The following is a 23,828-nucleotide window of genomic DNA, read 5'->3' as shown; positions in this document are numbered from 1 at the left end:
CGTTGTTGAGGCGAGCGTGACGCAGCGTGCGCTAGAGTCACCTTTTTACGCTTAACGCCTTAAAGGGGGATACCATGAAAGCACTTTCTCTCGCCTTTGCTGCCTGCCTGCTCAGCGGCTGCGTCGATCTGGGGCATGTGTCGGCCCATCCTGAAACCACCGTCGGCTACTTTTCTGGCCATCGGGCCGGCGTTGAGGCGTGTCTGGCCAGAGAGGCGCGCCACCAGCGACTGCGCCTGGAAGCCGACGATCCTCTGCCGGGCGGCGTCGACCGATTCAACCTGCTGGATGGGCATGACGAGGCGGTGGCCTGGGTTGAGGTGACGACAGCCAGCCGCCGCGAAACCAGCGCTCAGTTCTATTACGCGCCGGATGAGCCTGACGCCGCGCGCGCCGTGGCGGCGATGCTTGCCCGCTGCGGCAGTATCAGCGCGTAACCTGTCTGCCTGGTCAGCGATTAATTGTGACAATTGTCACAATTAATCGCTGGTCAGGCGCGCGGGAAAGTCGCAGAATCGCCGCAAAATCCCTTTTCATCTGCCTATCATGATCGTTCGTCCCCATCGCCACTGGTTCGTTCGTTTGTTCGCCTGGCACGGCTCAGTGCTGCCTGATATTTCGTTTCGTCTGTTTCTCAATTTGCTGATGTCGCTGCTGGCGCTCTGGCTGCTCAACTGGTACGAGACGCTCGGCATCCGGCTGACGCTGGCGCCGTTTAGCCTGCTCGGCGTCTCTATCGCGGTTTTTCTCGGCTTCCGCAACAGCGTCTGCTTTGCACGCTTCAGCGAGGCGCGTCACTTTTTCGGCGCGCTGCTGATCGCCTGCCGCACGCTGCAGCGTCAGGTGCTGGCGCTGTTTCCCAACGATGCGCCGCGCATCCAGGCGCTGCTGCTGGCGTTCTGCTACAGCCTGAAGCATCAGCTGCGGCGCAGCGATGCGCGCGCCGATCTGCAGCGGCTGCTGGGCGAAGAGGCTGAATGGGTGCTGTCGCGCCGCTCGCCGACCAATATGCTGCATCTGCAGCTGTCGCACTGGCTGGCGGATCAGCGCCGTCAGGGCAACATCAGCGATCTGGTGTGGAGCAACATTGACGAGAGCCTGAATCAGCTGGCGGCGGTGCTCGGCGGCTGCGAGCGGCTGGCGAGCATGCCGGTGCCGTTCGCCTACGGGCTGCTGCTGCACCGCACCGTCTACCTGTTTTGCACGCTGCTGCCGTTCGCGCTGGCGCCCGATCTGCACTACATGACGCCGCTGGTGTCGATGTTTATCTCCTATACCTTTTTGTCGCTCGATACGCTGGCGGAGGAGCTGGAGATGCCGTTCGGCTATCAGAACAACCATCTGCCGATGGATGCCATCTGCGCCAATATTGAGATCAGCCTGCGCGAAATGGCGGGAGAAGAGGAGACGCTGCCGACGCCGCTGCGGCCCGACGTGCGCTACCGGCTGACGTAAAGCGATAAAAAAAGGCCGCTTGCGCGGCCTTTGCGCGCCCGACTGACACAAACCGGGCGCCTGTGAGGGTAAAGCGACTCAGAACTGGTAGATCAGACCGACGGCGGTGATATCGTCGGTTTTCAGGCCGAGCGGGTTATTATCGTCAAGCAGGTTGATCTTGTACTCCACGTAGGTGGACATGTTCTTGTTGAAGTAGTAGGTGACGCCAGCAGAGACATATTTGAAAATGTCGGCGTCGCCGATATTTTCAATCTCTTTGCCCTTCGATGAGACATAGGCCAGCGACGGACGGAACCCGTTCAGGAACTGGTACTGCGCCACCGCTTCAAAGTTTTGCGCTTTGTTGGCGAAGCCGCCGCTGATCGGCGTGGCGTTCAGGGTTTCGCCATACATCGCCGCCAGGTAGATCTGGTTGGCGTCATATTTCACCGCCGTCGCCCAGTTCTGCGCTTTGTCGCCGTCACCGCGCGCCGCCGCGTTCTGCGCCTCGGTGCGATCCAGGCTGGCGTAAGCGCCGCTGATGCTCAGGCCGAAATCAGTATCGTAGCTGGCAGAGAGCGCATAGCCGTCGCCGTTAGAGCGGCGTACGCCATCGGTGTTAGCGGCGCGATCGTTTTTGCCTTCATACTGCGCCGCCAGGTTCAGGCCCTTCAGCAGCCCAAAGAAATCTTTATTGCGCCAGGTCAGCACGCCGGTAGAGCGGCCCGCGAGGAAGCCGTCGGTGTAGCCCGAGTCGCCGCCGAAGAAGGGCAGCATATCGGTGTAGGCCAGTGAATCGTAGACCAGACCGTAGTTGCGGCCGTAGTCCAGCGAGCCCGCCTTGCCGAACTTCAGGCCGGCGTAGCCCAGGCGAGTGCGGTTGCCGGTCTGGGCGTCGCTGCCTTCAGAGTTGCGCAGGCTGTACTGATACTGCCAGAAGCCGTAGCCGGTGAGCTGGTCGGTGATTTTCGTCTCGCCCTTAAAGCCCAGACGGGCATAAGAGGAGGTATCGCCGTCATTGTTACTGTCGTCTGAAAACAGGTGCGAGACGTTAATTTTCCCGACTAAATCGAGCTTGTTGCCATCTTTATTATAAATTTCTGCTGCCTGACCGGCAGATATTCCGAGCATGGACGACACCACCGTCGCCAGTAAAGCGCGCTTCATCATTTATATTTACCCTGTCTTTGTAAGTTATTATTCCCCGCTATCTGGGGTGAAAGAAAAATGACACAAAAGGATAAATTGACCTAGTGCAATAAGTGTAACTAAATATTTCTATGCGGGTTTTCCTCTTTGTGGTGCAATGGTTGTGCATCAGGTGGGATTGCGCCAGCGGGTCAGACAGAAATGTTCAGACAGCTTATTTTATTTTAACTTTATGATAATTATTTAATTTTATGGGTGGGTCTGGCTTTTATCTTATTGCGCATAACGGCAGGTTATTCGCTAGCTAATCCCGGATGAAAATCAAGCTTAACCAAAAAAGTGCAAAGAAAAATATAAACCTGATGCTCTAATAATTAGCTTGCTTACAGTTGTTTCCGACTGGGAGTGGTTTATTTCTGGCCTGATAATAACGTCAGCAATAATTGTGTTGGCGCTCATCATTTATTATCTATTTCTGCTCAAAAAATAGCCTTTTCTTTTCTCGCCTGCTTTATTTGCGCGTGATGAAAAAGGTTGTGCGCATTATTTCTGACGCACGGCCGCCTTATTTTTTTGCCTGCGCTGCGCGTTTACAGGGCAGCATGCACCGTCAGAGTGCGTAAATTGCCCTTAAGCGGCCATAAAAGTCAGGAGCGATCACAAAAGCAACATTTACTCCGGCGAGTGCATAAATCCGCTGCGGATTGTGCGGCGCAAGCGCGGCGCCAGCAAAATTATTCACTATCTATTCATTTTAAGTGAATAGCGTCGTTGCGTAACATGTTGATATTCCGTTGCGTCGAGGCTTTTATGCATTTCTTCGCTTGGCTGGCACGTTAGCTGCAATCTAGAGTAGGGCTGCGTTTACCCCGATTTCACAAATTTAAAACATTCGCTTTACTCACCGGCGCGCCGGGCGGGAAGGCAGGAGAAACAGTTATGTCACTGCAGGTTTCGCGTCACGATTTCGATCAATGGATGGTGCCGGTCTATGCGCCAGCGAACTTTGTCCCGGTACGCGCTGCGGGATCGACGCTCTGGGATCAGAACGGCAAGGAGTATATCGACTTTGCCGGCGGCATCGCCGTTAACGCGCTGGGCCATGCGCATCCGGCGCTGCAGCAGGCGCTGACCGAACAGGCGGCGCGCCTGTGGCATACCGGCAACGGCTACACCAACGAGCCGATTTTGCGCCTGGCGAAGCAGCTGATCGACGCCACCTTCGCTGACCGCGTCTTCTTCTGCAACTCCGGCGCCGAAGCCAACGAGGCGGCGCTCAAGCTGGCGCGCAAAACCGCGCACGATCGTTTCGGCGCGCAGAAAAGCACCATTGTCGCCTTTAATAACGCCTTTCACGGCCGCACCCTGTTTACCGTGTCCGCCGGCGGCCAGCCCGCCTACTCAAAAGATTTCGCCCCGCTGCCGCCCGATATTCGTCATGCCCCGTTTAACGACCTGGAGGCGGCGGCGCAGCTGATTGACGACAATACCTGCGCGGTGATTGTCGAACCGATTCAGGGGGAAGGCGGCGTGCTGCCCGCCGATCCCGCCTTTTTGCGCGGCCTGCGCGAACTCTGCGATCGACACCAGGCGCTGCTGATTTTTGACGAAGTGCAGAGCGGGGTGGGCCGCACCGGGTCGCTTTACGCCTATATGCACTACGGCGTCACCCCGGACGTGCTGACCACCGCCAAAGCGTTAGGCGGCGGTTTTCCCATCGGCGCAATGCTGACGCGCGAGGATCTGGCGCAGGTGATGAACGTCGGCACCCACGGCACCACCTACGGCGGCAATCCGCTGGCGGGCGCGGTGGCGGGCAAGGTGCTGGAGCTGATCAACCAGCCCGTCACGCTGGTGGGCGTAATGGAGCGCCATCGCTGGATCGTCGAGGCGCTGGAGGAGATCAACCAGCGGCTGCATCTGTTTAAAGAGGTGCGCGGCCTTGGTCTGCTGATCGGCGCGGTGCTGAATGATGACTACGCCGGCAAGGCGAAGCAGTTTAACCTGGCCGCCGCCGAGCAGGGCGTAATGGTGCTGATCGCCGGCGCGAACGTGGTGCGCTTCGCGCCCGCGTTAAATATCAGTGAAGAAGAGGTGAAAACCGGCATGGCGCGCTTCGCCGTCGCCTGCGAACACCTGGCGCGAGGATCGACATCATGATGGTAATACGCCCGGTTGAACATGACGATCTGGCGCAGCTGCTGGCGCTGGCGGCGAAAACCGGCGGCGGCCTGACCTCGCTGCCGGTGGACAGTCCAACTCTACAGGCGCGCATCGAGCGATCGCTGCAAACCTGGCAGGATGCGCTGCCGCGCGCCGAACAGGGCTACGTCTTTGTGCTGGCGGACAGCGAAGATAACCGCGCCGTAGGCATCTGCGCCATTGAGGTGGCGGTCGGGCTGCAGGAGCCCTGGTACAATTTTCGCGTCGGCACCCAGGTGCACGCCTCGAAAGAGCTGAACGTCTACGCGGCGCTGCCGACGCTGTCGCTGAGCAACGACCACACCGGCAGCAGCGAACTCTGCACCCTGTTTCTCGATCCCGACTACCGCGACGGTAAAAACGGCTATCTGCTGTCGAAGTCGCGCTTTTTGTTTATGGCCAATTTTCGCCATCTGTTTATGGATCGCGTGGTGGCGGAGATGCGCGGCGTCAGCGACGACGAAGGGCATTCGCCGTTCTGGGAGAGCGTCGGCAGCCGCTTTTTCTCGATGGAGTTCCGTAAGGCGGACTTTCTCAGCGGCACCGGCCAGAAGGCGTTTATCGCCGAACTGATGCCGAAGCATCCGCTCTATATTGATTATCTCTCGCCCGAGGCGAAGGCGGTGATTGGTCAGGTGCATGAGAAAACCGCGCCCGCGCGCGCGGTGCTGGAGGCAGAAGGCTTCCGCTATCGCAACTATATCGACATCTTCGACGGCGGCCCGACGCTGGAGTGCGAAATCGACGACATTCGCGCCATTCGCAAAAGCCACGTGCGCAGCGCGGCGCTCGGCGAGCCGGACCCTCATGCGCCGCTCTGTCTGGTGGCGAATCTGGACTACCACCATTTCCGCGTCGCGCTGCTGCCGGCGCGTATTGAGCAGCACGACGTAGTGCTGAATGAGCATCAGCTCAGGGCACTGCGCGTGCAGTCAGGCGACAGCCTGCGCGTGGTGACGCTGGGTGGCGAGGAGAAAAGAGCATGACGCAGATGATTAACGGCGAATGGCTGCCGGGCCAGGGCGACCCCCTGCATAAAATCGATCCGGTTTCCGGCGACACCCTGTGGCAGGGCAACGCCGCCACGGCAGAGCAGATTGCGCAGGCCGCCGCCGCCGCCCGCGAGGCGTTTCCCGCCTGGGCGCGGCGCCCCTTCGCCGAGCGCCAGGCGCTGGCGGAGCGGTTCGCCGCGCGGCTGGAGAGCAGTAAAACTGAGCTGGCGGAAACCATCGCCGCCGAAACCGGCAAGCCGCGCTGGGAGGCGCTGACCGAAGTGCAGGCGATGATCAATAAGGTCGCTATCTCGGTAAAGGCTTTCCACACGCGCACCGGCGAACAGCACGAAGGCGAAAGCTCGCTGCGCCATCGGCCGCACGGCGTGCTGGCGGTGTTCGGCCCCTATAACTTTCCCGGCCATCTGCCTAACGGCCATATCGTGCCGGCGCTGCTGGCGGGCAACTGCGTGCTGTTCAAGCCGAGCGAACTGACGCCGCTGACGGCGGAAAAAACCGTGCGGCTCTGGCTGGAGGCGGGGCTGCCGCGCGGCGTGCTGGCCCTGCTGCAGGGGGCGCGCGCCACCGGCCAGGCGCTGGCGGCAGAGGCGCAGATCGACGGCGTGCTCTTTACCGGCAGCGCGGGCACCGGCTATCAGCTGCATCGCCAGTTCGCTGGACAGCCAGAGAAGATGCTGGCGCTGGAGATGGGCGGCAACAACGCGCTGATCGTTGAGGATCCCGCTGATATCGACGCGGCGGTGCATATCGCCATCCAGTCGGCCTTTATTACCGCCGGCCAGCGCTGCACCTGCGCGCGCCGCCTGCTGGTGAAGCGCGGCGCGGCGGGCGACGCCTTTCTGCAGCGGCTGGTGGAGGTGAGCGCGCGGCTGCAGCCTGACGCGTGGAACGCCGACCCGCAGCCCTTTATGGGCAGCGTGATCTCTGTCGAGGCGGCGGAAAAAATTTATCAGGCGTGGCAGCATCGCGTCGCGCTCGGCGGCAGGCCGCTGCTGGAGATGCGCTGGCCGCGACGCGGCGCGGCGCTGCTGACGCCGGGCATTATCGACGTCACCCAGCTAAGCGGTCTGCCAGACGAAGAGGTGTTCGGCCCGCTGCTGAACGTCATCCGCTACGATCGCTTTGATGAGGCGATCCGCCTCGCCAACGATACGCGCTACGGCCTCTCATGCGGCCTGATCTCACCCTCACGCGGTCAGTTCGACCAGCTGCTGCTGGAGGCGCGCGCCGGTATTGTCAACTGGAATAAACCGCTGACCGGCGCGGCGAGCAGCGCGCCGTTCGGCGGCATCGGCGCCTCCGGCAACCATCGCGCCAGCGCCTGGTATGCAGCGGATTACTGCGCCTGGCCGATGGCGTCGCTGGAGACGCCCGACCTGACGCTGCCCGCCGCGCTCTCGCCGGGGCTCGATTTCTCGGCGCGCGAGGAGCAGGCATGAAAACAGTTGAAGCGAACTTCGACGGGCTGGTGGGCCTGACGCACCACTACGCTGGATTATCGTTCGGCAATGAAGCCTCGACGCGCCACCAGCATCAGCCGTCGAATCCGCGGCTGGCGGCGAAGCAGGGGCTGCTGAAGATGAAAGCGCTGGCGGATCGCGGATTTTTGCAGGGGGTGATCCCGCCGCATGAGCGGCCCAATCTGCCGCTGCTGCGCCAGCTCGGCTTTAGCGGCAGCGATGCGCAGGTGCTGGCGCAGGCGGCGAAACGCTCGCCAGGACTGCTGTCGGCGGTGAGTTCCGCCTCGGCGATGTGGGTCGCCAACGCGGCGACGGTGTCGCCTTCGGCCGACAGCGCCGACGGACGGCTGCACTTCACCGTGGCGAACCTGAATAACAAATTCCATCGCGCCATGGAGGCGCCGCAGACCGCCCGGCTGCTGCGCGCTATCTTTCGCGATCCGCAGCGCTTCGCCGTGCACGACGCGCTGCCGCAGTCGGCGCTGTTCGGCGACGAAGGGGCCGCCAACCATAACCGCCTCGGCACGGCGTATGGCGAACGCAGCCTGCAGCTGTTCGTTTACGGGCGCGACGATAACGGCGGCAGCGCGCCGGGACGCTATCCCGCGCGGCAGACGCTGCAGGCGAGCCAGGCGGTTGCCCGACTGCATCAGCTGGACGAGCGCCACACGCTCTTTGCCCAGCAAAATCCGCAGGTGATCGATCAGGGCGTGTTTCACAATGACGTTATCGCGGTGAGCAACCGTGAGGTGCTGTTCTGCCATCAGCAGGCGTTTGTCGATCAGCCGGCGCTGCTGGCGACGCTGCAGCAGCGCGTGCCGGGCTTTACCGCTATCGAAGTGCCCGCCAGCCGCGTTTCGGTGGCGGACGCGGTCAGCACCTATCTGTTTAACAGCCAGCTGCTGACGCGTGAAGATGGCGCGATGCTGCTGGTGCTGCCAGAGGAATCGCGCCAGCATGCGGGCGTCTGGAATTACCTGAACGAACAGCTGGAGCAGGGCGGACCGCTGCGCGAGCTGCTCAGCTTCGATCTGCGCGAAAGCATGCACAACGGCGGTGGCCCCGCCTGCCTGCGGCTGCGCGTGGTGCTGACGCCGCAGGAGCAGCAGGCGCTGAACCCGGCGGTAATGATGGACGATCGCCTGTTCGCCACGCTCAACGGCTGGGTGGATCGCCACTACCGCGACCGCCTGACGCAGGCGGATCTGGCGGATCCGCAGCTGCTGATCGAGGGGCGCGACGCGCTGGACGAGCTGACGCGGCTGCTGGACTTAGGCAGCGTATATGCGTTCCAGCAGTAGCGGGAACGGCGCTTTACATCGCAGACAGGAGTAGCTATGCACGATTTTCTTCAGCAAACGCTGTCAGGGGAGGCGCCGCGTCAGCGATGCGGCAAGACGCCCTGGTTGCGCTGGCAGTGGCACGATCATGGTATTCTTCAGCTCGATCCCCTCAGCGACCCGCAGCAGGCGCTGGTGCTGTCGGCGGGTATTCACGGCAATGAGACCGCGCCGGTAGAGATCATGAACAGCCTTATCGGCGCGCTGCTGCGCGGCGAAATGGCGCTGCGCCATCGCGTGCTGGCGATCCTCGGCAACCCTGCCGCGCTGCGCGCCAACAAGCGCTACCTGCGCCATGACGTCAATCGCCTGTTCGGCGGACGCTGGCAGCAGATTGACGACTGTGACGAGGCGCGGCGCGCGCTGCGCCTGGAGCAGGCGATAGAAGCCTTCTGGCTGCAGGGATGCAAAGAGGATCAGCCGCGCTGGCATCTCGATCTGCATACCGCCATTCGCGGCTCCTGGCATACGCGCTTTGGCGTGCTGCCGCTTAATCCCCAGCCCTGGCCGGACGCCTTTCTTCACTGGCTCGCGGCGGCGGGGCTGGAGGCGCTGGTGTACCACACCGCGCCCGGCGGCACCTTTACCCACTTCAGCTGCGCCACTTTTAACGCCGCCAGCTGCACGCTGGAGCTGGGCAAAGCGCTGCCGTTCGGCGCCAACGACCTGACCCAGTTCGCCGCCGCGCAGCAGGCGCTGACCGCGTTGCTGAGCGACGCGCCGCTGCCGGCGCCGCAGCAGACGCCGCGCCGCTACCGGGTGGTGCAGCAGATCACCCGACTCAGCGAGCGGTTCAAACTGCATATGGACGCGGAGACGCGCAACTTCACCGCCTTTCCGCAGGGCACGCTGCTGGCGGAGGATGGCGAGACGCAATACGTGGTGCAGCAGGCGCGCGAGTGTGTGCTGTTTCCCAATCCTGGCGTGGCGCTGGGGCTGCGCGCCGGGCTAATGCTGGTGGAGGAGGGCGCGTCAGCCGAGGCGCTGCCGCGCTGACGAAAAAAACGGCGGCAGGTGCGGGATTTTCCTTCCGCTTTGCTGCCGTAACCCTTACACTCCTCCACTATTCCTGCCATATTCGCTTTAAATTCATACTCTTTTGCAATTCCTCACGCAATTCTTCTCATTCTCTCCATGATTGGCCGAATGTTGTCTTTTATGCTTTCACGGCTTTACTCACTCTCTGAGTGATTGACATTCAGCAGCGTAATCTTGTTCTCGAAGACGCGACAGGCTGCTGTCGTCATTAACTGAATGATAAGGACACTATTATGCGTAAACTGACTTCCCTGATTCTGGCTTCTACTCTGGCATTCGGTGCGGCAAGCGCGGTGCACGCAGCGGCCGACAACCTGACGCCGCCGCCGGGCGGCAGCGAAAAGCCGATGCATAAGCCACCGATGCACCACGGCATGATGATGTTCAAAGGCCTCAACCTGACCGACGCGCAGAAGACCCAGATCCGCGACATCATGAAAGAGAGCCATAAAGAGTTTAAACGTCCGTCGCTGGAAGAGCGCCGCGCCGGCCACGCGATTATCGCCTCTGACAGCTTCGACCGCGCCAAAGCGGAAGCGCAGGCAGAGAAAATGACCGCAGACGCGAAAGAGCGCGCGGTGGCGATGATGGAAACCCAGAACAAGCTCTATAACGTGCTGACGCCGGAGCAGAAAAAGCAGTACAACGCCAATTTTGAAAAGCGTCTGACCGAGAAAGGCCCGCGTGACGGCAAAATGGCACCGCCGCCGGCTGAATAATCCGCTGAATTAAGGCAGTAAGACCGCCGACGTTGTCCAGACAAGCAGAAAGTCTGGGCAGCGTCGGCGGTTTTTTTATAGGGGTTCGATAGGATAGTGGCCGGAGAGCAGCGGCCGACACAAAATTTTATAGCCGTCGTGATCGAAGCCGCTCGGCGCGCGCTTCAGCCGGCGCGCCTCTTCCATACTGTTAACCGACCCCAGATAGAACCAGTGATCGATAACGTGGATCTGCGTCATCAGCTTGCCTTCCTCGATCAGCGCCACCGGACCCTGCCACGGCCAGCAGATCACCCGCACGCTCTCCAGCGCCTCCAGCAGGCGCGCCTGATGATCGTCCAGCGTCTCGCGGCCGCAGCAGGCGCCGGCGCAGCGGCGCAGGGCGGCACGGAAACAGGCGCGGTTGGCGCTCAGCTTCTCCAGCCCGAGCAGCCCGTGACAGAGCTGATGCTCGTCGGCGAGATATTTCAGCGTCTCCAGCGCCTTATGGCGGCTGCGGTAGAGGCCGAACAGGTTGGGCGAGTGGGAAAAGTCGACGTCGCGCGCGTAAACCACCTCGGGCTTGCCCTCGGCGATCTGAATCGAGCAGAGCTGGCGATTTTTGCGCAGGCGCTTGTTGAACAGCGGCTGCTGCGTTTTGATCATCTGCGCTTCCAGCAGCAGCGCGCCGAGATCGCCGGCGGTGGGGATCCAGCTGACGCGCCGTGACTGGCGCAGCATGCGCGCCTCTTCCGGCGTGCGAAAATGGGACATCACTCGCGATCGCAGATTAATGCTTTTCCCGATATAGAGCGGCAGCGTCTCGCTGTCGCCGTGAAAGGTGTAGACGCCCGGCTGATTGGGCAATCCTTCCAGCCATTCGCGCAGGTGTTCGGGATATTCGTAGATGGCAGCCGCGTCGAACTCGAGGCGGTGCGTGGCGGCACGTCGAACCAAGACAGACTCCTGTAACTGTGTATTCATACAGCATATCAGTCTGCTCAGGCTTTCGCCAGCGGGTTAATCGGTGAACATTCAGGCGGGAAAACATTTCCCCTGCCGGTGAGCAGGGGAAAAGGGCGCTTATTTCCAGAAGTCGTCGAATACCGTGATTGGCGGGCGACGTTTGTGCTCGGTTTTCTGATACCAGTTTTCGATGATTTTCGCCGTTTCCGGCGCGACGCTTTTGCCTTCCAGATAGTCGTCAATCATCTCATAGGTGACGCCGAGCGCGACTTCATCCTCCAGGCCAGGACGATCGTCTTCCAGATCCGCCGTCGGACGTTTCAGGTAGAGATGCTCCGGGCAGCCGAGGGTTTTCAGCAGCAGCTTGCCCTGGCGCTTATTCAGGCGGAACAGTGGGTTGATGTCGGTGCCGCCGTCGCCATATTTGGTGAAGAAGCCGGTTACCGCTTCCGCCGCATGGTCGGTGCCCACCACCAGGCCTTTGCTCATGCCGGCAATGCTGTACTGCGCCTTCATACGCTCGCGCGCTTTTTCATTGCCGCGCACAAAGTCAGAGAGTTCAATGCCCGCCTCGCGCAGCGCGCGTTCGCTGGCCAGCACCGACTCTTTGATATTGACCACCAGCGAGCGATCCGGCTGGATAAACGCCAGCGCGTCCTGACAGTCCTGCTCATCCGCTTGCACGCCATAGGGCAGACGCACGGCGATAAAGGCATAGGCGCTGTCGCCGCTCTCTTCGCGCAGTTCGCTGATGGCGAGCTGTGACAGCTTGCCCGCCAGCGTCGAGTCCTGGCCGCCGCTAATGCCCAGCACCAGCGTTTTCAAAAACGGATTGCGCTTCAGATAGCTTTTGAGGAAATCGACGCTGCGGCGAATTTCCTGCTGCGCGTCGATTTCAGGGCTAACGCCGAGTGCGGTAATGATTTCCTGCTGCAGTGACATGAATCTCTCCTCGAGTCAGAGGCCTGTCGGCCCGTGCGAACCTTTTATTAAAGCTAACGTGCATCGCCGAAAACAACAAGCCAAAGCGCCGGTTGTTTCCGGTTAACCGTTGCCATATCAGGCAGTTTATCCGCGCGGCACCGGTTTCTGCGCCAGGAAAATAAACATCAGGATCGCCAGCATAAAGCAGCCGAAGATGGTGCCGGTCATGCTGAGCAGCGAGGTGCCGCCCAGCCCGGTCACGGGCACGGCGATGGCGCCGAGCGAGAACATGCAGACGCCGATCACCGCCGAGGCGCTGCCGGCGCGATGGCCCTGGCTCTGCATCGCCAGCGAGGAGGCGGTGGTGGCGATCACCCCGTTGCTGGCGATAGTGAAGAAGAGCGCGACCAGCACCAGCGGCAGCGGCGCGCCGGTGATACCCGCCAGCAGCAGCAGGCTGGAGGCGACGAACGCCAGCGTCAGGCCGCCTTTCAGCACGCGATACTCCCCCCAGAGCGGGCAGAGGCGCGCGCTGGTCTGCGAAGCGATCACCAGACCGACACCGTTTGCGGCGAAGCAGAAGCTAAACGCCTGCGGCGACAGGCCATAAATCTGCTGCAGCACGAACGGCGAGGCGCCGATATAGGCGAACATGCCCGACATCATAAACGCCTGCGTCAAACAGAAGCCCATAAAGGGACGATGGACGATCACCTGGCCCAGCGCCGCCCAGGCGGAAAAGACCGAGCCCTGGCTGCGGCGTTCAGGCGGCAGGGTTTCATGCAGCTTCCAGCGCGCCGGCAGGATCAGCAGCAGCGCCGTCGCGCCCAGCACCGCGAAGATGCCGCGCCAGTTAAGCACCGTCATCAGCACGCCGCCCAGCACCGGCGCGCCAATCGGCGCCAGTCCGTTGACCAGCATCAGCAGGGCGAAAAAGCGCGTCAGCTCATGCCCGCTGTACATATCACGCGCCACCGCGCGCGACAGCACCGCGCCGCCTGCGCCCGCCAGGCCTTCAAACAGGCGCGCCAGCAGCAGCTGGTGGATATCCTGCGCCAGCGCGCAGCCGATGGAGGCGATAAACAGCAGGATCAGCGAGAGCGTCAGCGGGCGCAGACGGCCGAACTTATCGCTCATCGGCCCGAACAGCAGCTGCCCCGCGCCCAGCCCGAGCAGGCCAGCGGTCAGGCTCAGCTGCGCGGTGGCGGTCGAGGTATGGAGATCGCGCGCCAGTTCAGGCAGCGCGGGAAGGTAGAGATCGATGCAGAGCGGGCCGAGCGCCGCCAGCAGACCTAGCGTGATGGCATAGACCAGTCGGTTATTTAGTGCAGGTGTCATTTGTCCTCTGAGGGCTTAACTAAGTCGTGGATCATCTGTTTGTAGAGGGTATGAAGCAGGTCCGCTGACGCTTTCTGCGTCGTCAGGCGGCGAAACGCGGTGCCTTCCACCAGCACTGCCAGCACTTCAACGCAGGCGGCGCGCTGCGCGTCGCTGAGGTGCGGATAGTCGACGCGCATTTTTTCACAGGCGTTGTGAAACAGCCGCGTTTCGGCGGTTTGCAGGATCTCGGCGACGCGCGGATTGCGGCTCGCTTCGGCGGCCACCTCCAGCATCAGCATCTCATCCTCTTCGTTCAGGGTGTCGCGACGGGCAATCATATCGGCGAGATGGCTGGCGTCGGTCTGTTCGCTCATCGCCGCCACGCGGCTGTCGACGATGCGCGTGACCATCTCTTCAATCAGCGCGTCTTTACTGGGAAAGTAGCGGTAGATCTGCCCGACGCTCAGGCTGGCGGCGCTGGCGAGCTGCGCCATGCTGGCGGCGTGAAAGCCCGACTGACGAAAACAGCGGCGCGCCGCCGCGATGATTTCATCCTGGCGGGTACGATGTCGCACATCGCGCGCTTCACGCTGTTTGTTCATCTCGCCTCCGAAACTAGTTTTGAGAGTGCTTATTCTCGCGCCAAATTATACGGGTCGATCGCCATAAGAACAGCTTTTTTACGCTAACCTGACGTTTCAGACTCAACTTAAAAACGCGCCATAAAGTTGATTAATCTGCTTTTATGTTCCAGGCTTATGCTCACATGGACTATACAATGAGGAACAACAAGATGAAAAAAGCAATGGGATGTATCGCTGCGGCGCTGGCGCTGGCCGCACTGTCTGGTTGTACGGCTTACGATCGTGCTGAGAGCTACGTCAGCAAGCCGGTAGTTAAGGATGTGAAAAAAGGCATGACGCGCGATCAGGTGCGCCAGATTGCGGGACCGGCTTCCACGGAAATCACCATGGTCCACGCGCGCGGCACCTGCCAGACCTATGTGCTGGGCGAGCGTGACGGCAAACCGCAGACCTACTTCGTCAGCTACAGCGACACCGGTCGCGTGATGAACTACGGCTTCCAGAGCTGTAAAGATTACGACACCGATCCGCAGGCTGCGCAGTAAGCCGCGACCCCACAGAATAGCAAACGGCCCGTCATTGACGGGCCGTTTTTCGTTGGGCGGTTTTTACAGGCCGGCGGGACGCGGCACTTCGATATATTCGCCGTTAATGTCGCGCTGGTAGTAGTGGCCTTCCTGCACGTAGAAGCGACGGCCGTTAAAGTCCAGCACGCGCATTGCGCTGCCCGGCTCCGCTGGCGGCTGCACCACCACGTAGTTTTCGCCCTGACGCTGGTAGTAGGCGCCGTTGAGCATATAGTAGGTCAGACCGCCGATCAGCACCGCGGTGGCCGCTTCAGGCAGGAAGCGCAGCGGGCCGGGACCACCCCAGCCGCGACCGGGACCGCCCCAGTGCGGGCCTGGGCCGGGACCCCAACCGCCGGGATGAGCAGAGACAATGGCTGGCGACAACAGCGTTAACGCCAGCAGTGAGGCGATAACTTTTTTCATGGGTTTTCTCCTGCGATAACTGCCAGCAGCATTCGCTTTTTCCGTCGAAAAAACAAGCGCAGAGGCGCGACTTTTTCCTCTCTTTACCACGCTTAACGCTTTCTTAACGGGGCCGCCATAAAGGCAGCGGATTAAGGAGCGCAGCCTTAAAAAACCGGCCTAATACTTGTCAGTTAAGCACGCGGTGATCACGTAGTCGGGGGCCGCTCAGGGGCGTGCGGTCCTCGCGCCGCTGACGCGGTACCTTCACGCCATTCGCCTGCCTGACGGACCGGTGGGGATGGAACATCCCTGTTCCAGCCCCACCTTTCGCCCGCTTCCCTGCGGGCTCTCCTGGCAGACTCACTCTGTTCAGCGCTGCGAAATGCCCGCCCCTGAACGGCCCCAGCCTGCTGGCCAGCTTCCGTGTGCGCTGTTAAAACAGGACGGCAGCGTTTTTACAGCTACAAAGGGCACTCTGCCTGAGGCCACTGCGCCTCCTCTGCTGTAGAGGGCTATTCGCAGCGCTGAGGCGGAGACGTTGTGCCAGGAGCCTGTCGCAGGGATGCGACAGGCAGTTCGGGTAGGCCTGGATGGCCGTACCCGAACGGTCCGTCCGGCACGACGTTGCAGCCGAAGGCACCGCGAAGCGGCGCGAGGACGGCCCGGCAGCAGAGGAGGTGCAGTGGCCCGCACCGGCATGCTCACATGCGTATAAAAAAGGCCGCCATTTAAAAAAATAGCGGCCTTACCTGAACATGACCTTAACTGACAAGCATCAGGCGCAGCGGCCCGCTTTCAGTTGGCGAAGCGAGCGCTTAGCGATGCGCCAGCTCGGCCTGTTCGTCGCTCTCCAGCACCGCTTTGTCGGTCAGGCCGAGCCAGCGGCTGGTGAGCGAGCCGGCGGTCATCGCGCCGTTGACGTTAAGCGCAGTGCGGCCCATATCGATCAGTGGTTCGATAGAGATCAGCAGGGCGACCAGCGTCACCGGCAGGCCCATGGCCGGCAGCACGATCAGCGCGGCAAAGGTCGCGCCGCCGCCGACGCCTGCGACGCCCGCCGAACTCAGGGTAACGATGCCGACCAGCGTGGCGATCCAGATCGGATCGAACGGGTTGATGCCGACCGTTGGCGCGACCATCACCGCCAGCATCGTCGGGTAGAGGCCGGCGCAGCCGTTCTGACCAATAGTGGCGCCAAAAGAGGCGGAGAAGCTGGCGATAGACTCCGGCACGCCCAGGCGACGCGTCTGGGTTTCCACATTCAGCGGAATGCTCGCGGCGCTGGAGCGGCTGGTAAAGGCAAAGGTGATCACCGGCCACACCTTGCGGAAGAAGCGCAGCGGATTGATGCCGTTGACCGACAGCAGCAGCGCGTGCACGCCGAACATAATCGCCAGCCCCAGATAGGAGGCGACGACGAAGCCGCCGAGCTTGATGATGTCCTGCAGATTGGAGCCGGCGACCACTTTGGTCATCAGCGCCAGCACGCCGTAGGGGGTCAGCTTCATGATCAGGCGTACCAGCTTCATCACCCAGGACTGCAGGGTGTCGATCGCCACCAGCACGCGCTCGCCTTTGGCGGCGTCATCTTTCAGCAGCTGCAGCGCCGCGACGCCGAGGAAGGCGGCGAAGATCACCACGCTGATGATCGAGGTCGGGCTGGCGCCGGTCAGATCGGCGAACGGGTTTTTCGGCACAAACGAGAGCAGCAGCTGAGGAACGGTCAGATCCGCCACTTTGCCCGCATAGTTGCTCTGGATAGCGGCCAGACGCGCGCTCTCCTGCGCGCCCTGTACCAGACCCTCGGCGCTGAGATGGAACAGGCCGGTAACGAAAACGCCGACCAGCGCCGAGATAGCCGTGGTCACCAGCAGCACGCCGATGGTCAGCAGGCTGATTTTGCCCAGCGACGAGGCGTTATGCAGACGCGCCACCGCGCTGAGGATCGAGGCGAACACCAGCGGCATGACAATCATCTGCAGCAGCTGCACGTAGCCGTTGCCGACAATATTGAACCAGCTAATAGAGGTTTTCAGCACCTCGCTCTGCTGACCATAAATCGCCTGCAGCGCCAGTCCGAACAGCACGCCGATCACCAGGCCGACCAGCACCTTTTTCGACAGGCTCCAGCCTTGACGGCCAAGGCGCGACAGCAGCAGCAGCAGCGCAACGAAGGCCACGAGATTAAGTATCAGAGGTAGATCCATATTGGCTCCAGAGAGAACGTCCGGCTGCGCACGCCGCGCCGGCACGCCAGATAATGTGACGCACGAATTAAGTGCCGGTATGTTACCAGCTCGCCTGCGCGCTCACTTATATCCAAATGGAATGGCTTATAACCAGACAGCGTTTTCTGCTGCTTTAATGCGCTTTTTGCGTAGATATCAGTCGGGAAACGCCATTTTGCAACGTATCGAAGAGCTGCGACGGCCACCCTTGCGCACCAAAAGAGGGCGCGCCCGGCGGGAACCAGAGCGCGTAGCCCACCAGCGCCAGGCAAAGCGTGCGCTCCAGCTGGTTGCCTTTCTGGCTTCTGAGAATGGGCAGGCGAAAACGCCAGCGGCACGGCCACAGCAGCGGCACGCCGGCGGGCGTCAGCATATCCGCCACAATATGGCTGAGATAACCAAGCGTCATGCCCTGCAGGACATCCGCAGGCAGCAGCCAGTCGTCCGGCACGTTGATCTGAAACAGCCACAGGCTGGCCGCTACCGCCAGCAGGCTATGGGTAAAGCCGCGATGGCCAAAGGCGCGCGCGATAGGATAGGAGAGCCACTTCAGCCGCTGGCCGAGCAGCGACTTAGGGTGATCGATATCAGGCAGCAGGCAGGTGAGCAGCGAGGCGGAGATAAGGTGCCACCAGTCAGCCTGCGCCAGCACGGGCGTCAGCTCCGCGCGCTTGGCAAAAATAGCGGTGGCAATAGCGAAAATTACGTGGCCTTCGCCCGTCATGATAAAACCTGGCTGCAAACTGTCGATGCATCCAGTATAGGGATTTATCCAGTAAATGAGAAGTTGTGACGCTGTAACGAGGCGTGAATTTTTTCACGACACAGCGGCAGGGCGCCGCCGTGTCGTCAGGCAAGAAAGGCTTAGCGCGCCAGCCATCCGCCGTCGACGGCCAGCGTATAGCCGTTAACATAGTCTGAGGCGGCAGACGCCAGGAACACCACCGGCCCCATCATATCCTCCGGCACGCCCCAGCGTGCGGCGGGAATACGCCCCAGAATCTCCGCGCTGCGGCCTTCGTCGCTGCGCAGCTGCTCGGTATTGTTGGTGGCCATATAGCCCGGCGCGATGGCATTAACGTTGATGCCGTGCTTCGCCCACTCGTTTGCCATCAGGCGCGTCAGCCCCATTACCGCGCTTTTCGACGCGGTGTACGAGGGCACGCGGATGCCGCCCTGGAACGACAGCATAGAGGCGATATTGATGATCTTGCCGCCGCTGCCCTGAGCGATAAACTGGCGCGCCACCTGCTGCGACAGGAAGAAAACGCTTTTACTATTGATGTTCATCACATCATCCCAGTCCTGCTCGCTGAAATTAAGCGCGTCTTCGCGACGGATGATCCCGGCGTTATTGACCAGAATATCGATTCTGCCGGCGGCGGCCACCGCCTGTTCCACCACGCCCGGCACCTGTTCGGTGCGGATCAGATCCGCCTGAAGCGACCAGAAGCGGCGGCCCAGCGCCTCGACGCGCTGCTGCGTTTCCGTGGGATCGTCGCGGTTGACCCCAACGATATCGCAGCCGGCCTGTGCCAGCCCCAGCGCCATACCCTGGCCGAGACCGGTGTTGCAGCCGGTGACCAGCGCGATTTTTCCTTCCAGATTAAATGCGTTAAGTATCATGAGAGCGCCTCCTTTATTAGCGCAGATCGCGGATGTTGACATGATCCATGTCGTCGAATACCTGATTCTCGCCGACCATGCCCCAGATAAAGGCGTAACGTTCGGTGCCGACGCCAGCGTGAATCGACCAGCTGGGGGAGATGACCGCCTGCTCGTTATGCACCAGCAGATGACGTGTCTCCTGTGGCTGGCCCATCATATGAAACACTGCGCTTTCCGGGTTCATATCGAAGTAGAAATAGACCTCCATGCGGCGCTCGTGGGTGTGACAAGGCATGGTGTTCCACAGGTTGCCATTCTCGAGGCGGGTCAGGCCCATCGTAAGCTGACAGGTGGGCAGCACGTCCGGCACCAGGTATTTGTTGATGGTGCGTCGGTTTGAGGTCGCCGCATCGCCGAGCGTGGTGCGCACCGCCTCCTCTTTGCCGATTTTTTTATCGGGAAAGCGGCTGTGCGCCGGGGCGCTGTTGAAATAGAACCTGGCCGGACGGCTGGCGTCGTGGCTGCGGAAGCTCAGGGTTTCGGCGCCTTTGCCCACATAGAGCGCCTCTTCGCTGCCGATCTCCCAGACTTTGCCGTCCACCTCGACGCTGCCTGGGCCGCCGATATTGATCATGCCCAGCTCCCGCCGCTCCAGGAAGTAGCTTACGCCGAGCTGTTTGCCCATCTCATTGCCGAAGGCGACGCTGCCGGCAACCGGCATCACGCCGCCGATAATAATGCGGTCGATATGGCTGTAGGTCAGGGTATAGCGGTCGGCTTCAAAGATTTTCTCAATCAGAAATTCGCGGCGCAGCCCGGCGGTGTCGAGCTGCCTGGCGTGCTCACTATGAATGCTTTGACGTACGTCCATCTTAATCCTCTCTGGCGAAGTCAGGTACGCGTGCCCCGCAGGGCGTCTGAAGGGCATCTTAAGAGGAGTGGGCGCGCAATTCAATAAAAATGAAACGATGTTTTATTTTTTGAGAGGGCGATCATGCCGCAACAAAAAACCCGCCGCTGGCGGGTTTCTGCGATGAACAGCCTGCATCAGCTGTGCGCATTGCCCAGCAGATGCGCGGCGGTCAGCTGGGTCAGATCGTCCAGCCTGACGTCTGCCAGCGACCAGCGCGCATCATCGCGCAGCGCCGCAGGCGGTACTACCACAGAGCGCATGCGCGCCGCTTTGGTGGCGATCATGCCGTTAACCGAGTCCTCTAGCGTCACGCAGTGCAGCGGATCGACGTTGAGCCGCGCCGCGGCGTCGAGATAGACCTGCGGATGCGGCTTGCTGTAGGGCAGCGCCTCGGCGGAGACCAGCACGTCGAAATCGCCGCGCAAATCGAACAGCGCCAGCACCCGCTCCAGCATCATCAGCGGCGAGGCGGAAACCAGCCCCGTTTTTAGTCCACGCTCGCGGCACAGCTGCAGCGCCTGTTTCACACCCGGCAGCAGCGGCCGCTTCTCCTCTATTAGCGCCAGCGCGCGGGCGATAATGCGCGCGGTCACCTCCTGCTGATCCGGGCCGGACCAGGGCAGGGTTTCATACCACATGCGCACCACCTGATCGATGCGCAGGCCCAGCGTGTCTGGCAGTTCGGCGCGGCGCGACAGGTCGATGCCCAGCGAGGCGAAAATATCGAGTTCGGCCCGATCCCACAGCGGTTCGGAGTCGATAATCAGGCCATCCATATCAAACAGGGCGGCGTAAACAGGGCGGGTATAGGGCATCGGCTGGCTCCTTGTAGAATTTGCGCTACCTTATCATGGGCTGAGGCGCGCGGCGAAAGCGGCGCAGGTGACGCTTTTTTCAGGAAATAAAAGTGACAGGCAGGTAGACTGACTGCAAACGGGAATTCAGGTACAGGAGATACCATGACATATCAACAGGCTGGCCGCATCGCCATCCTTAAGCGAGTGGCTGGCTGGGCAATTTTTTTGCTCGCGCTGCTGTCGACCATGATTTCAGTGCTGAGCTTTATGTTCAGGCACAGCGAAAAACAGCCGGGCATCGATGCCGTGATGCTCGACTTCGTGCATGTGATCGTCGATATGATCCGCTTTAACACGCCGTTCCTCGGCTTTTTCTGGCGTAATTCGCCGGTGCCGGAGTTTCACGGCCAGATGAATGTCGGCTTCTGGATTATCTATATCCTGATTTTCGTCGGTCTGGCGCTGGAGGCGTCGGGGTCGCGCATGGGTCGTCAGGCGAAGCACATCAAAGAGGGAATTGAGGATCAGCTGATCCTGGAGCAGGCGAGAGGCAGCGAGGCCCGCACGCGACAGCAGCTGGAGGAGAAAATCCGCGTGCCGCACCATACGATTTTTCTACAGATTTTTCCGCTCTATATCCTGCCGGTCGTAATCGCCGTCGCGGGCTATTTCGTGCTGTCGCTGCTCGGGTTTCTGTAAGCCGTCAGGCCGGTCTGGCCTGACGCTGCGCCAGCGCGTCTTCGTCGAGCAGGCGCGCGATGGCGAACTGCGCCTCGCTTACCCAGCTGCCGCCGAAGACGTTGGCGCGATTAAGCAGATAGTAGAGCTGATAGACCGGCTGGCGCTGTGAGAAGCCGTCCGGCAGCGGCCAGACGCTTTGATAGCCCTCATAAATCTCTCGCGGCATGGCGGGAAACCAGCTCAGCATTGCCAGATCGCACTCGCGATCGCCCCAGTAGCAGGCAGGGTCGAAAATCCAGGGGCCGCCTGCGCTGCCGGCGCAGTTGGCGGGCCAGAGATCGCCATGCAGCAGCGAAGGCTGTGGATGATGCGAGGCGAGGGCGCGCTGCACGCAGTTGACGATCGCTTCGGTATTGCCGTAGGTGACGCCTTTCTCTTCGGCCAGCTGCAGCTGCCAGCCGATACGCTGTTCCGCGAAAAACACCGACCAGCGTCGCAGCCAGCTGTTGGGCTGCGGCGTAGTGGTGATGTTATTATCGAAGTCGAGGCCAAACTGCGCCTGCTCGCTCCACTGGTGCAGACGCGCCAGCTGCTGTCCCAGCGCAAAGGCGTTCTCTCCCTCCAGCGGCTCAGGGGCAATATACTCCAGCAGCAGAAAGCTTTGGTCGCGGTGGTGGCCAACGCCGTAGACCGCCGGCACGCGAACGCTCTGCGTGCGCGCCAGCAGCGCCAGCTGATCCGCCTCCCAGGTGAACAGGGTCAGCATCTCTCGATGATTGCACTTCATAAAGACGTCGTGCTCGCCATAGCGAATACGCCAGGCGGGATGGACGTCGCCGCCAGGAAGCTCATGGCGTTCGGTAATCTCGGCATGGCCAAACTGTTCGCTTAACAGACGACTAATAGCGTTCCACATTGGGCGATCCTCTTTTTAACCTGTCAGGCTGCAAAGTCGGTCAGGGTTCTCTCCTGCACCGCGGCGATTATATCGCGTGAAAACAGGCGAAAACCCGCGCTTGCGCACAGCTTACCGGAACGGATAGCGCGCGTGTTTACAAATGGGCGTCGCGTAAGAACGCGTCCAGCGTCGTAACGCTGACGTCGGGCTTTTGATGCAGCACGCTTTCCCCGGCGGCAACGGCCTGCTGCTGCAGATCGTCCGGCGAGAGCGCGCTGATGAGCCCAAAGCTGTTGGTGCCCAGCTCGTGCGGTTTGCCTTCATCGTCGTTGAGCGTGGTGGTGAATCCGGCGGCGACCATCGCGCTGTTAAGCGCCTGAATGTCGCCGAGTCCCGATTCCTGATAGCGAAAGGTGACAATGTAACGCTTAAGTTCGTCGTTCATCTTCTACCTCTGTGCGGCATGACTGTGCTCAGCGTAGACCATGGTGAAAAAATGCGCGAATAATGAACGGGATAAAGCGTGCGGTTTGTTACAAGCACAAAAGTAAAGCTGGGTAAAGGCAGGGAAACAGTCAGGTGAAAAATCTTGTCGCAACTGAGCTGTTTTTTTCTTGCCCGATCACTATAATGCGCGCCGTTAATGAGAAAAGTCCCAATAATCAAGCGGGATTGCGCGTATGCGGCGTCTTTCTGGCGAGTTAATACTTATTTACAATACTTACCGTAAATTGCATTGATTGGCCCGCAAAACTCTTCACACTCACTGTTTTTTAAACTGTCGTACGGGTCACAATAAATGAAAGTGCTTAACAAGCTCTCTGCCGTTCTTTTGCTCTCCGCCGGCGCGTTTTGCCACCAGGCATTGGCGGACAACACCGTTTTCACCGCGATGGACGATCCCTCAACGGCGAAAAAGCCGTTCGACGGCAGCGCGTCCGCGGGTTACCTGGCGCAAACGGGTAACACCACCAGCTCCTCGCTGACCGCGCAAACCAATATGACGTGGTACCAGAGCTCGATGGCGTACAGCCTGTGGGGCAACGCGTCGAACACCTCGTCCAACGATGAGCGCTCGTCGGAAACCTACAGCATCGGCGGCCGTTCGCGCTACAACCTCAACAGCTTCGACTACCTGTTTGGCCAGGCGAGCTGGCTGAGCGACCGTTTCAACGGCTACGACTCACGCGACGTGCTGACCGCCGGTTACGGTCGTCAGATCCTGAACGGCCCGATCCATTCGCTGCGTGCGGAATTTGGTCCGGGCGTGCGCTATGACGATTTCCACGACGGCGGCAGCGAAACCAAAGCGCTGGGCTACGGCGCGCTGAGCTATCAGTGGCAGCTCACCGACAACACCAAATTTATTCAGGGCGTCTCGGTGCTGAGCAGCTTCGGCGAAGACACCACCGTGAACTCGGAAACCGGTCTGCAGGTCGGCATCAACGATCACTTCGCGCTGAAGCTGGCGTATAACGTCACCTGGAACAACAATCCGCCGGAATCTGCGCCCGATCGCACCGACACCAAAACCAGCATTATGCTGACCTACGCGATGTAACCTCGCCGCGTAAACCACTTACTGACCGCAGCCCTGG

24 protein-coding genes are annotated in these 23,828 nt (G+C 60.8%); 11 read left to right on the top strand and 13 right to left on the bottom strand.

Annotated features, from left to right (window positions below):
• The first annotated feature begins 74 nt into the window (after window positions 1-74).
• Together MC269_RS10325 and MC269_RS10320 are read left to right on the top strand one after the other, a co-directional pair.
• Window positions 75-437, top strand: a complete 363-nt coding sequence (locus MC269_RS10325) for a hypothetical protein (RefSeq protein WP_239952322.1) — start codon at window positions 75-77, stop codon at window positions 435-437.
• A 109-nt stretch (window positions 438-546) separates the two neighbouring features.
• Window positions 547-1,455 carry a bestrophin family protein gene (locus MC269_RS10320; protein ID WP_081137255.1) on the top strand — a complete coding sequence of 303 codons (909 nt, stop codon included), beginning with the start codon at window positions 547-549 and terminating at the stop codon, window positions 1,453-1,455.
• 78 nt (window positions 1,456-1,533) lie between these two features.
• Here the strand turns inward: MC269_RS10320 and MC269_RS10315 are convergent, their stop codons facing one another.
• On the bottom strand, window positions 1,534-2,607 hold the full coding sequence (locus MC269_RS10315; protein ID WP_305802618.1) for a porin: 1,074 nt from the start codon (window positions 2,605-2,607) through the stop codon (window positions 1,534-1,536).
• A gap of 918 nt (window positions 2,608-3,525) precedes the next feature.
• Here MC269_RS10315 and MC269_RS10310 point away from each other — a divergent pair.
• The 6 genes from MC269_RS10310 to spy all read left to right on the top strand — a co-directional run bounded on the left by MC269_RS10310 (window position 3,526) and on the right by spy (window position 10,358).
• Window positions 3,526-4,746, top strand: a complete 1,221-nt coding sequence (locus tag MC269_RS10310) for an aspartate aminotransferase family protein (protein WP_239952321.1) — start codon at window positions 3,526-3,528, stop codon at window positions 4,744-4,746.
• On the top strand, window positions 4,743-5,774 hold the full coding sequence (gene astA, locus MC269_RS10305; protein WP_239952320.1) for an arginine N-succinyltransferase: 1,032 nt from the start codon (window positions 4,743-4,745) through the stop codon (window positions 5,772-5,774). The genes MC269_RS10310 and astA overlap by 4 nt, the downstream gene beginning before the upstream one ends.
• Window positions 5,771-7,240, top strand: a complete 1,470-nt coding sequence (gene astD / locus MC269_RS10300; protein ID WP_239952319.1) for a succinylglutamate-semialdehyde dehydrogenase — start codon at window positions 5,771-5,773, stop codon at window positions 7,238-7,240. Before astA ends, astD begins: the two co-directional genes overlap by 4 nt.
• Window positions 7,237-8,562 (top strand): N-succinylarginine dihydrolase, encoded by a 1,326-nt coding sequence (gene astB / locus MC269_RS10295; protein ID WP_239952318.1) that lies wholly within the window; start codon window positions 7,237-7,239, stop codon window positions 8,560-8,562. Before astD ends, astB begins: the two co-directional genes overlap by 4 nt.
• Window positions 8,563-8,598: 36 nt before the next feature.
• Complete coding sequence (gene astE, locus MC269_RS10290) at window positions 8,599-9,597, top strand: succinylglutamate desuccinylase (protein WP_239952317.1); 999 nt, start codon at window positions 8,599-8,601, stop codon at window positions 9,595-9,597.
• A gap of 275 nt (window positions 9,598-9,872) precedes the next feature.
• A complete protein-coding gene (gene spy, locus MC269_RS10285) occupies window positions 9,873-10,358 on the top strand; it encodes an ATP-independent periplasmic protein-refolding chaperone Spy (RefSeq protein ID WP_239952316.1) in 486 nt (161 codons plus the stop codon).
• A gap of 75 nt (window positions 10,359-10,433) precedes the next feature.
• Here the strand turns inward: spy and cho are convergent, their stop codons facing one another.
• From cho to MC269_RS10265, 4 genes are all read right to left on the bottom strand, one after another.
• Window positions 10,434-11,294, bottom strand: coding sequence for an excinuclease Cho (cho, locus tag MC269_RS10280; RefSeq protein ID WP_239952315.1), 861 nt, complete (start codon window positions 11,292-11,294; stop codon window positions 10,434-10,436).
• 126 nt (window positions 11,295-11,420) lie between these two features.
• Window positions 11,421-12,245 carry an ammonia-dependent NAD(+) synthetase gene (gene nadE, locus MC269_RS10275; protein ID WP_081137273.1) on the bottom strand — a complete coding sequence of 275 codons (825 nt, stop codon included), beginning with the start codon at window positions 12,243-12,245 and terminating at the stop codon, window positions 11,421-11,423.
• 126 nt (window positions 12,246-12,371) lie between these two features.
• Window positions 12,372-13,565 carry a multidrug effflux MFS transporter gene (locus tag MC269_RS10270; RefSeq protein ID WP_239952314.1) on the bottom strand — a complete coding sequence of 398 codons (1,194 nt, stop codon included), beginning with the start codon at window positions 13,563-13,565 and terminating at the stop codon, window positions 12,372-12,374.
• A complete protein-coding gene (locus tag MC269_RS10265; RefSeq protein ID WP_239952313.1) occupies window positions 13,562-14,149 on the bottom strand; it encodes a TetR/AcrR family transcriptional regulator in 588 nt (195 codons plus the stop codon). The genes MC269_RS10270 and MC269_RS10265 overlap by 4 nt, the downstream gene beginning before the upstream one ends.
• Window positions 14,150-14,340: 191 nt before the next feature.
• Between MC269_RS10265 and osmE the strand changes: the two genes are divergently transcribed.
• Window positions 14,341-14,676, top strand: a complete 336-nt coding sequence (osmE, locus tag MC269_RS10260; protein WP_081137279.1) for an osmotically-inducible lipoprotein OsmE — start codon at window positions 14,341-14,343, stop codon at window positions 14,674-14,676.
• Window positions 14,677-14,739: 63 nt separating this feature from the next.
• Here the strand turns inward: osmE and MC269_RS10255 are convergent, their stop codons facing one another.
• The 6 genes from MC269_RS10255 to hxpB form a co-directional block, all read right to left on the bottom strand.
• Window positions 14,740-15,123 carry a DUF6515 family protein gene (locus MC269_RS10255; protein WP_081137281.1) on the bottom strand — a complete coding sequence of 128 codons (384 nt, stop codon included), beginning with the start codon at window positions 15,121-15,123 and terminating at the stop codon, window positions 14,740-14,742.
• Window positions 15,124-15,920: 797 nt separating this feature from the next.
• The gene (locus tag MC269_RS10250; RefSeq protein ID WP_239952312.1) at window positions 15,921-17,312 is read right to left on the bottom strand and encodes an L-cystine transporter; all 1,392 of its coding nucleotides are present in this window, start codon (window positions 17,310-17,312) and stop codon (window positions 15,921-15,923) included.
• A gap of 154 nt (window positions 17,313-17,466) precedes the next feature.
• Window positions 17,467-18,057 carry a metal-dependent hydrolase gene (locus MC269_RS10245; RefSeq protein WP_081137699.1) on the bottom strand — a complete coding sequence of 197 codons (591 nt, stop codon included), beginning with the start codon at window positions 18,055-18,057 and terminating at the stop codon, window positions 17,467-17,469.
• A gap of 140 nt (window positions 18,058-18,197) precedes the next feature.
• Entirely contained in the window at window positions 18,198-18,959 is a 762-nt protein-coding gene (kduD, locus tag MC269_RS10240) for a 2-dehydro-3-deoxy-D-gluconate 5-dehydrogenase KduD (RefSeq protein ID WP_239952311.1), read from the bottom strand.
• Window positions 18,960-18,975: 16 nt separating this feature from the next.
• Window positions 18,976-19,812 (bottom strand): 5-dehydro-4-deoxy-D-glucuronate isomerase, encoded by an 837-nt coding sequence (kduI, locus tag MC269_RS10235; RefSeq protein WP_239952310.1) that lies wholly within the window; start codon window positions 19,810-19,812, stop codon window positions 18,976-18,978.
• A gap of 176 nt (window positions 19,813-19,988) precedes the next feature.
• Window positions 19,989-20,669, bottom strand: coding sequence for a hexitol phosphatase HxpB (gene hxpB / locus MC269_RS10230; RefSeq protein WP_239952309.1), 681 nt, complete (start codon window positions 20,667-20,669; stop codon window positions 19,989-19,991).
• Between the two features lie 144 nt (window positions 20,670-20,813).
• Here hxpB and MC269_RS10225 point away from each other — a divergent pair, with 144 nt between their 5' ends.
• Window positions 20,814-21,350, top strand: a complete 537-nt coding sequence (locus tag MC269_RS10225; RefSeq protein WP_239952308.1) for a YniB family protein — start codon at window positions 20,814-20,816, stop codon at window positions 21,348-21,350.
• A gap of 4 nt (window positions 21,351-21,354) precedes the next feature.
• Here the strand turns inward: MC269_RS10225 and MC269_RS10220 are convergent, their stop codons facing one another.
• Both MC269_RS10220 and ghoS read right to left on the bottom strand, forming a co-directional pair.
• Window positions 21,355-22,248 (bottom strand): fructosamine kinase family protein, encoded by an 894-nt coding sequence (locus tag MC269_RS10220; protein ID WP_239952307.1) that lies wholly within the window; start codon window positions 22,246-22,248, stop codon window positions 21,355-21,357.
• A gap of 136 nt (window positions 22,249-22,384) precedes the next feature.
• Window positions 22,385-22,675, bottom strand: coding sequence for a type V toxin-antitoxin system endoribonuclease antitoxin GhoS (ghoS, locus tag MC269_RS10215; protein WP_081137295.1), 291 nt, complete (start codon window positions 22,673-22,675; stop codon window positions 22,385-22,387).
• Window positions 22,676-23,029: 354 nt separating this feature from the next.
• Here ghoS and MC269_RS10210 point away from each other — a divergent pair, with 354 nt between their 5' ends.
• Window positions 23,030-23,791 carry a YdiY family protein gene (locus MC269_RS10210; RefSeq protein ID WP_081137297.1) on the top strand — a complete coding sequence of 254 codons (762 nt, stop codon included), beginning with the start codon at window positions 23,030-23,032 and terminating at the stop codon, window positions 23,789-23,791.
• The last annotated feature ends 37 nt before the right edge of the window (window positions 23,792-23,828 follow it).

The organism is Pantoea sp. Z09, from assembly GCF_022394795.1.
Taxonomy (GTDB): domain Bacteria; phylum Pseudomonadota; class Gammaproteobacteria; order Enterobacterales; family Enterobacteriaceae; genus Pantoea; species Pantoea latae.
Note: the sequence above shows the minus strand (reverse complement) of the source record. Positions and strands in the feature narration are given on the sequence as shown.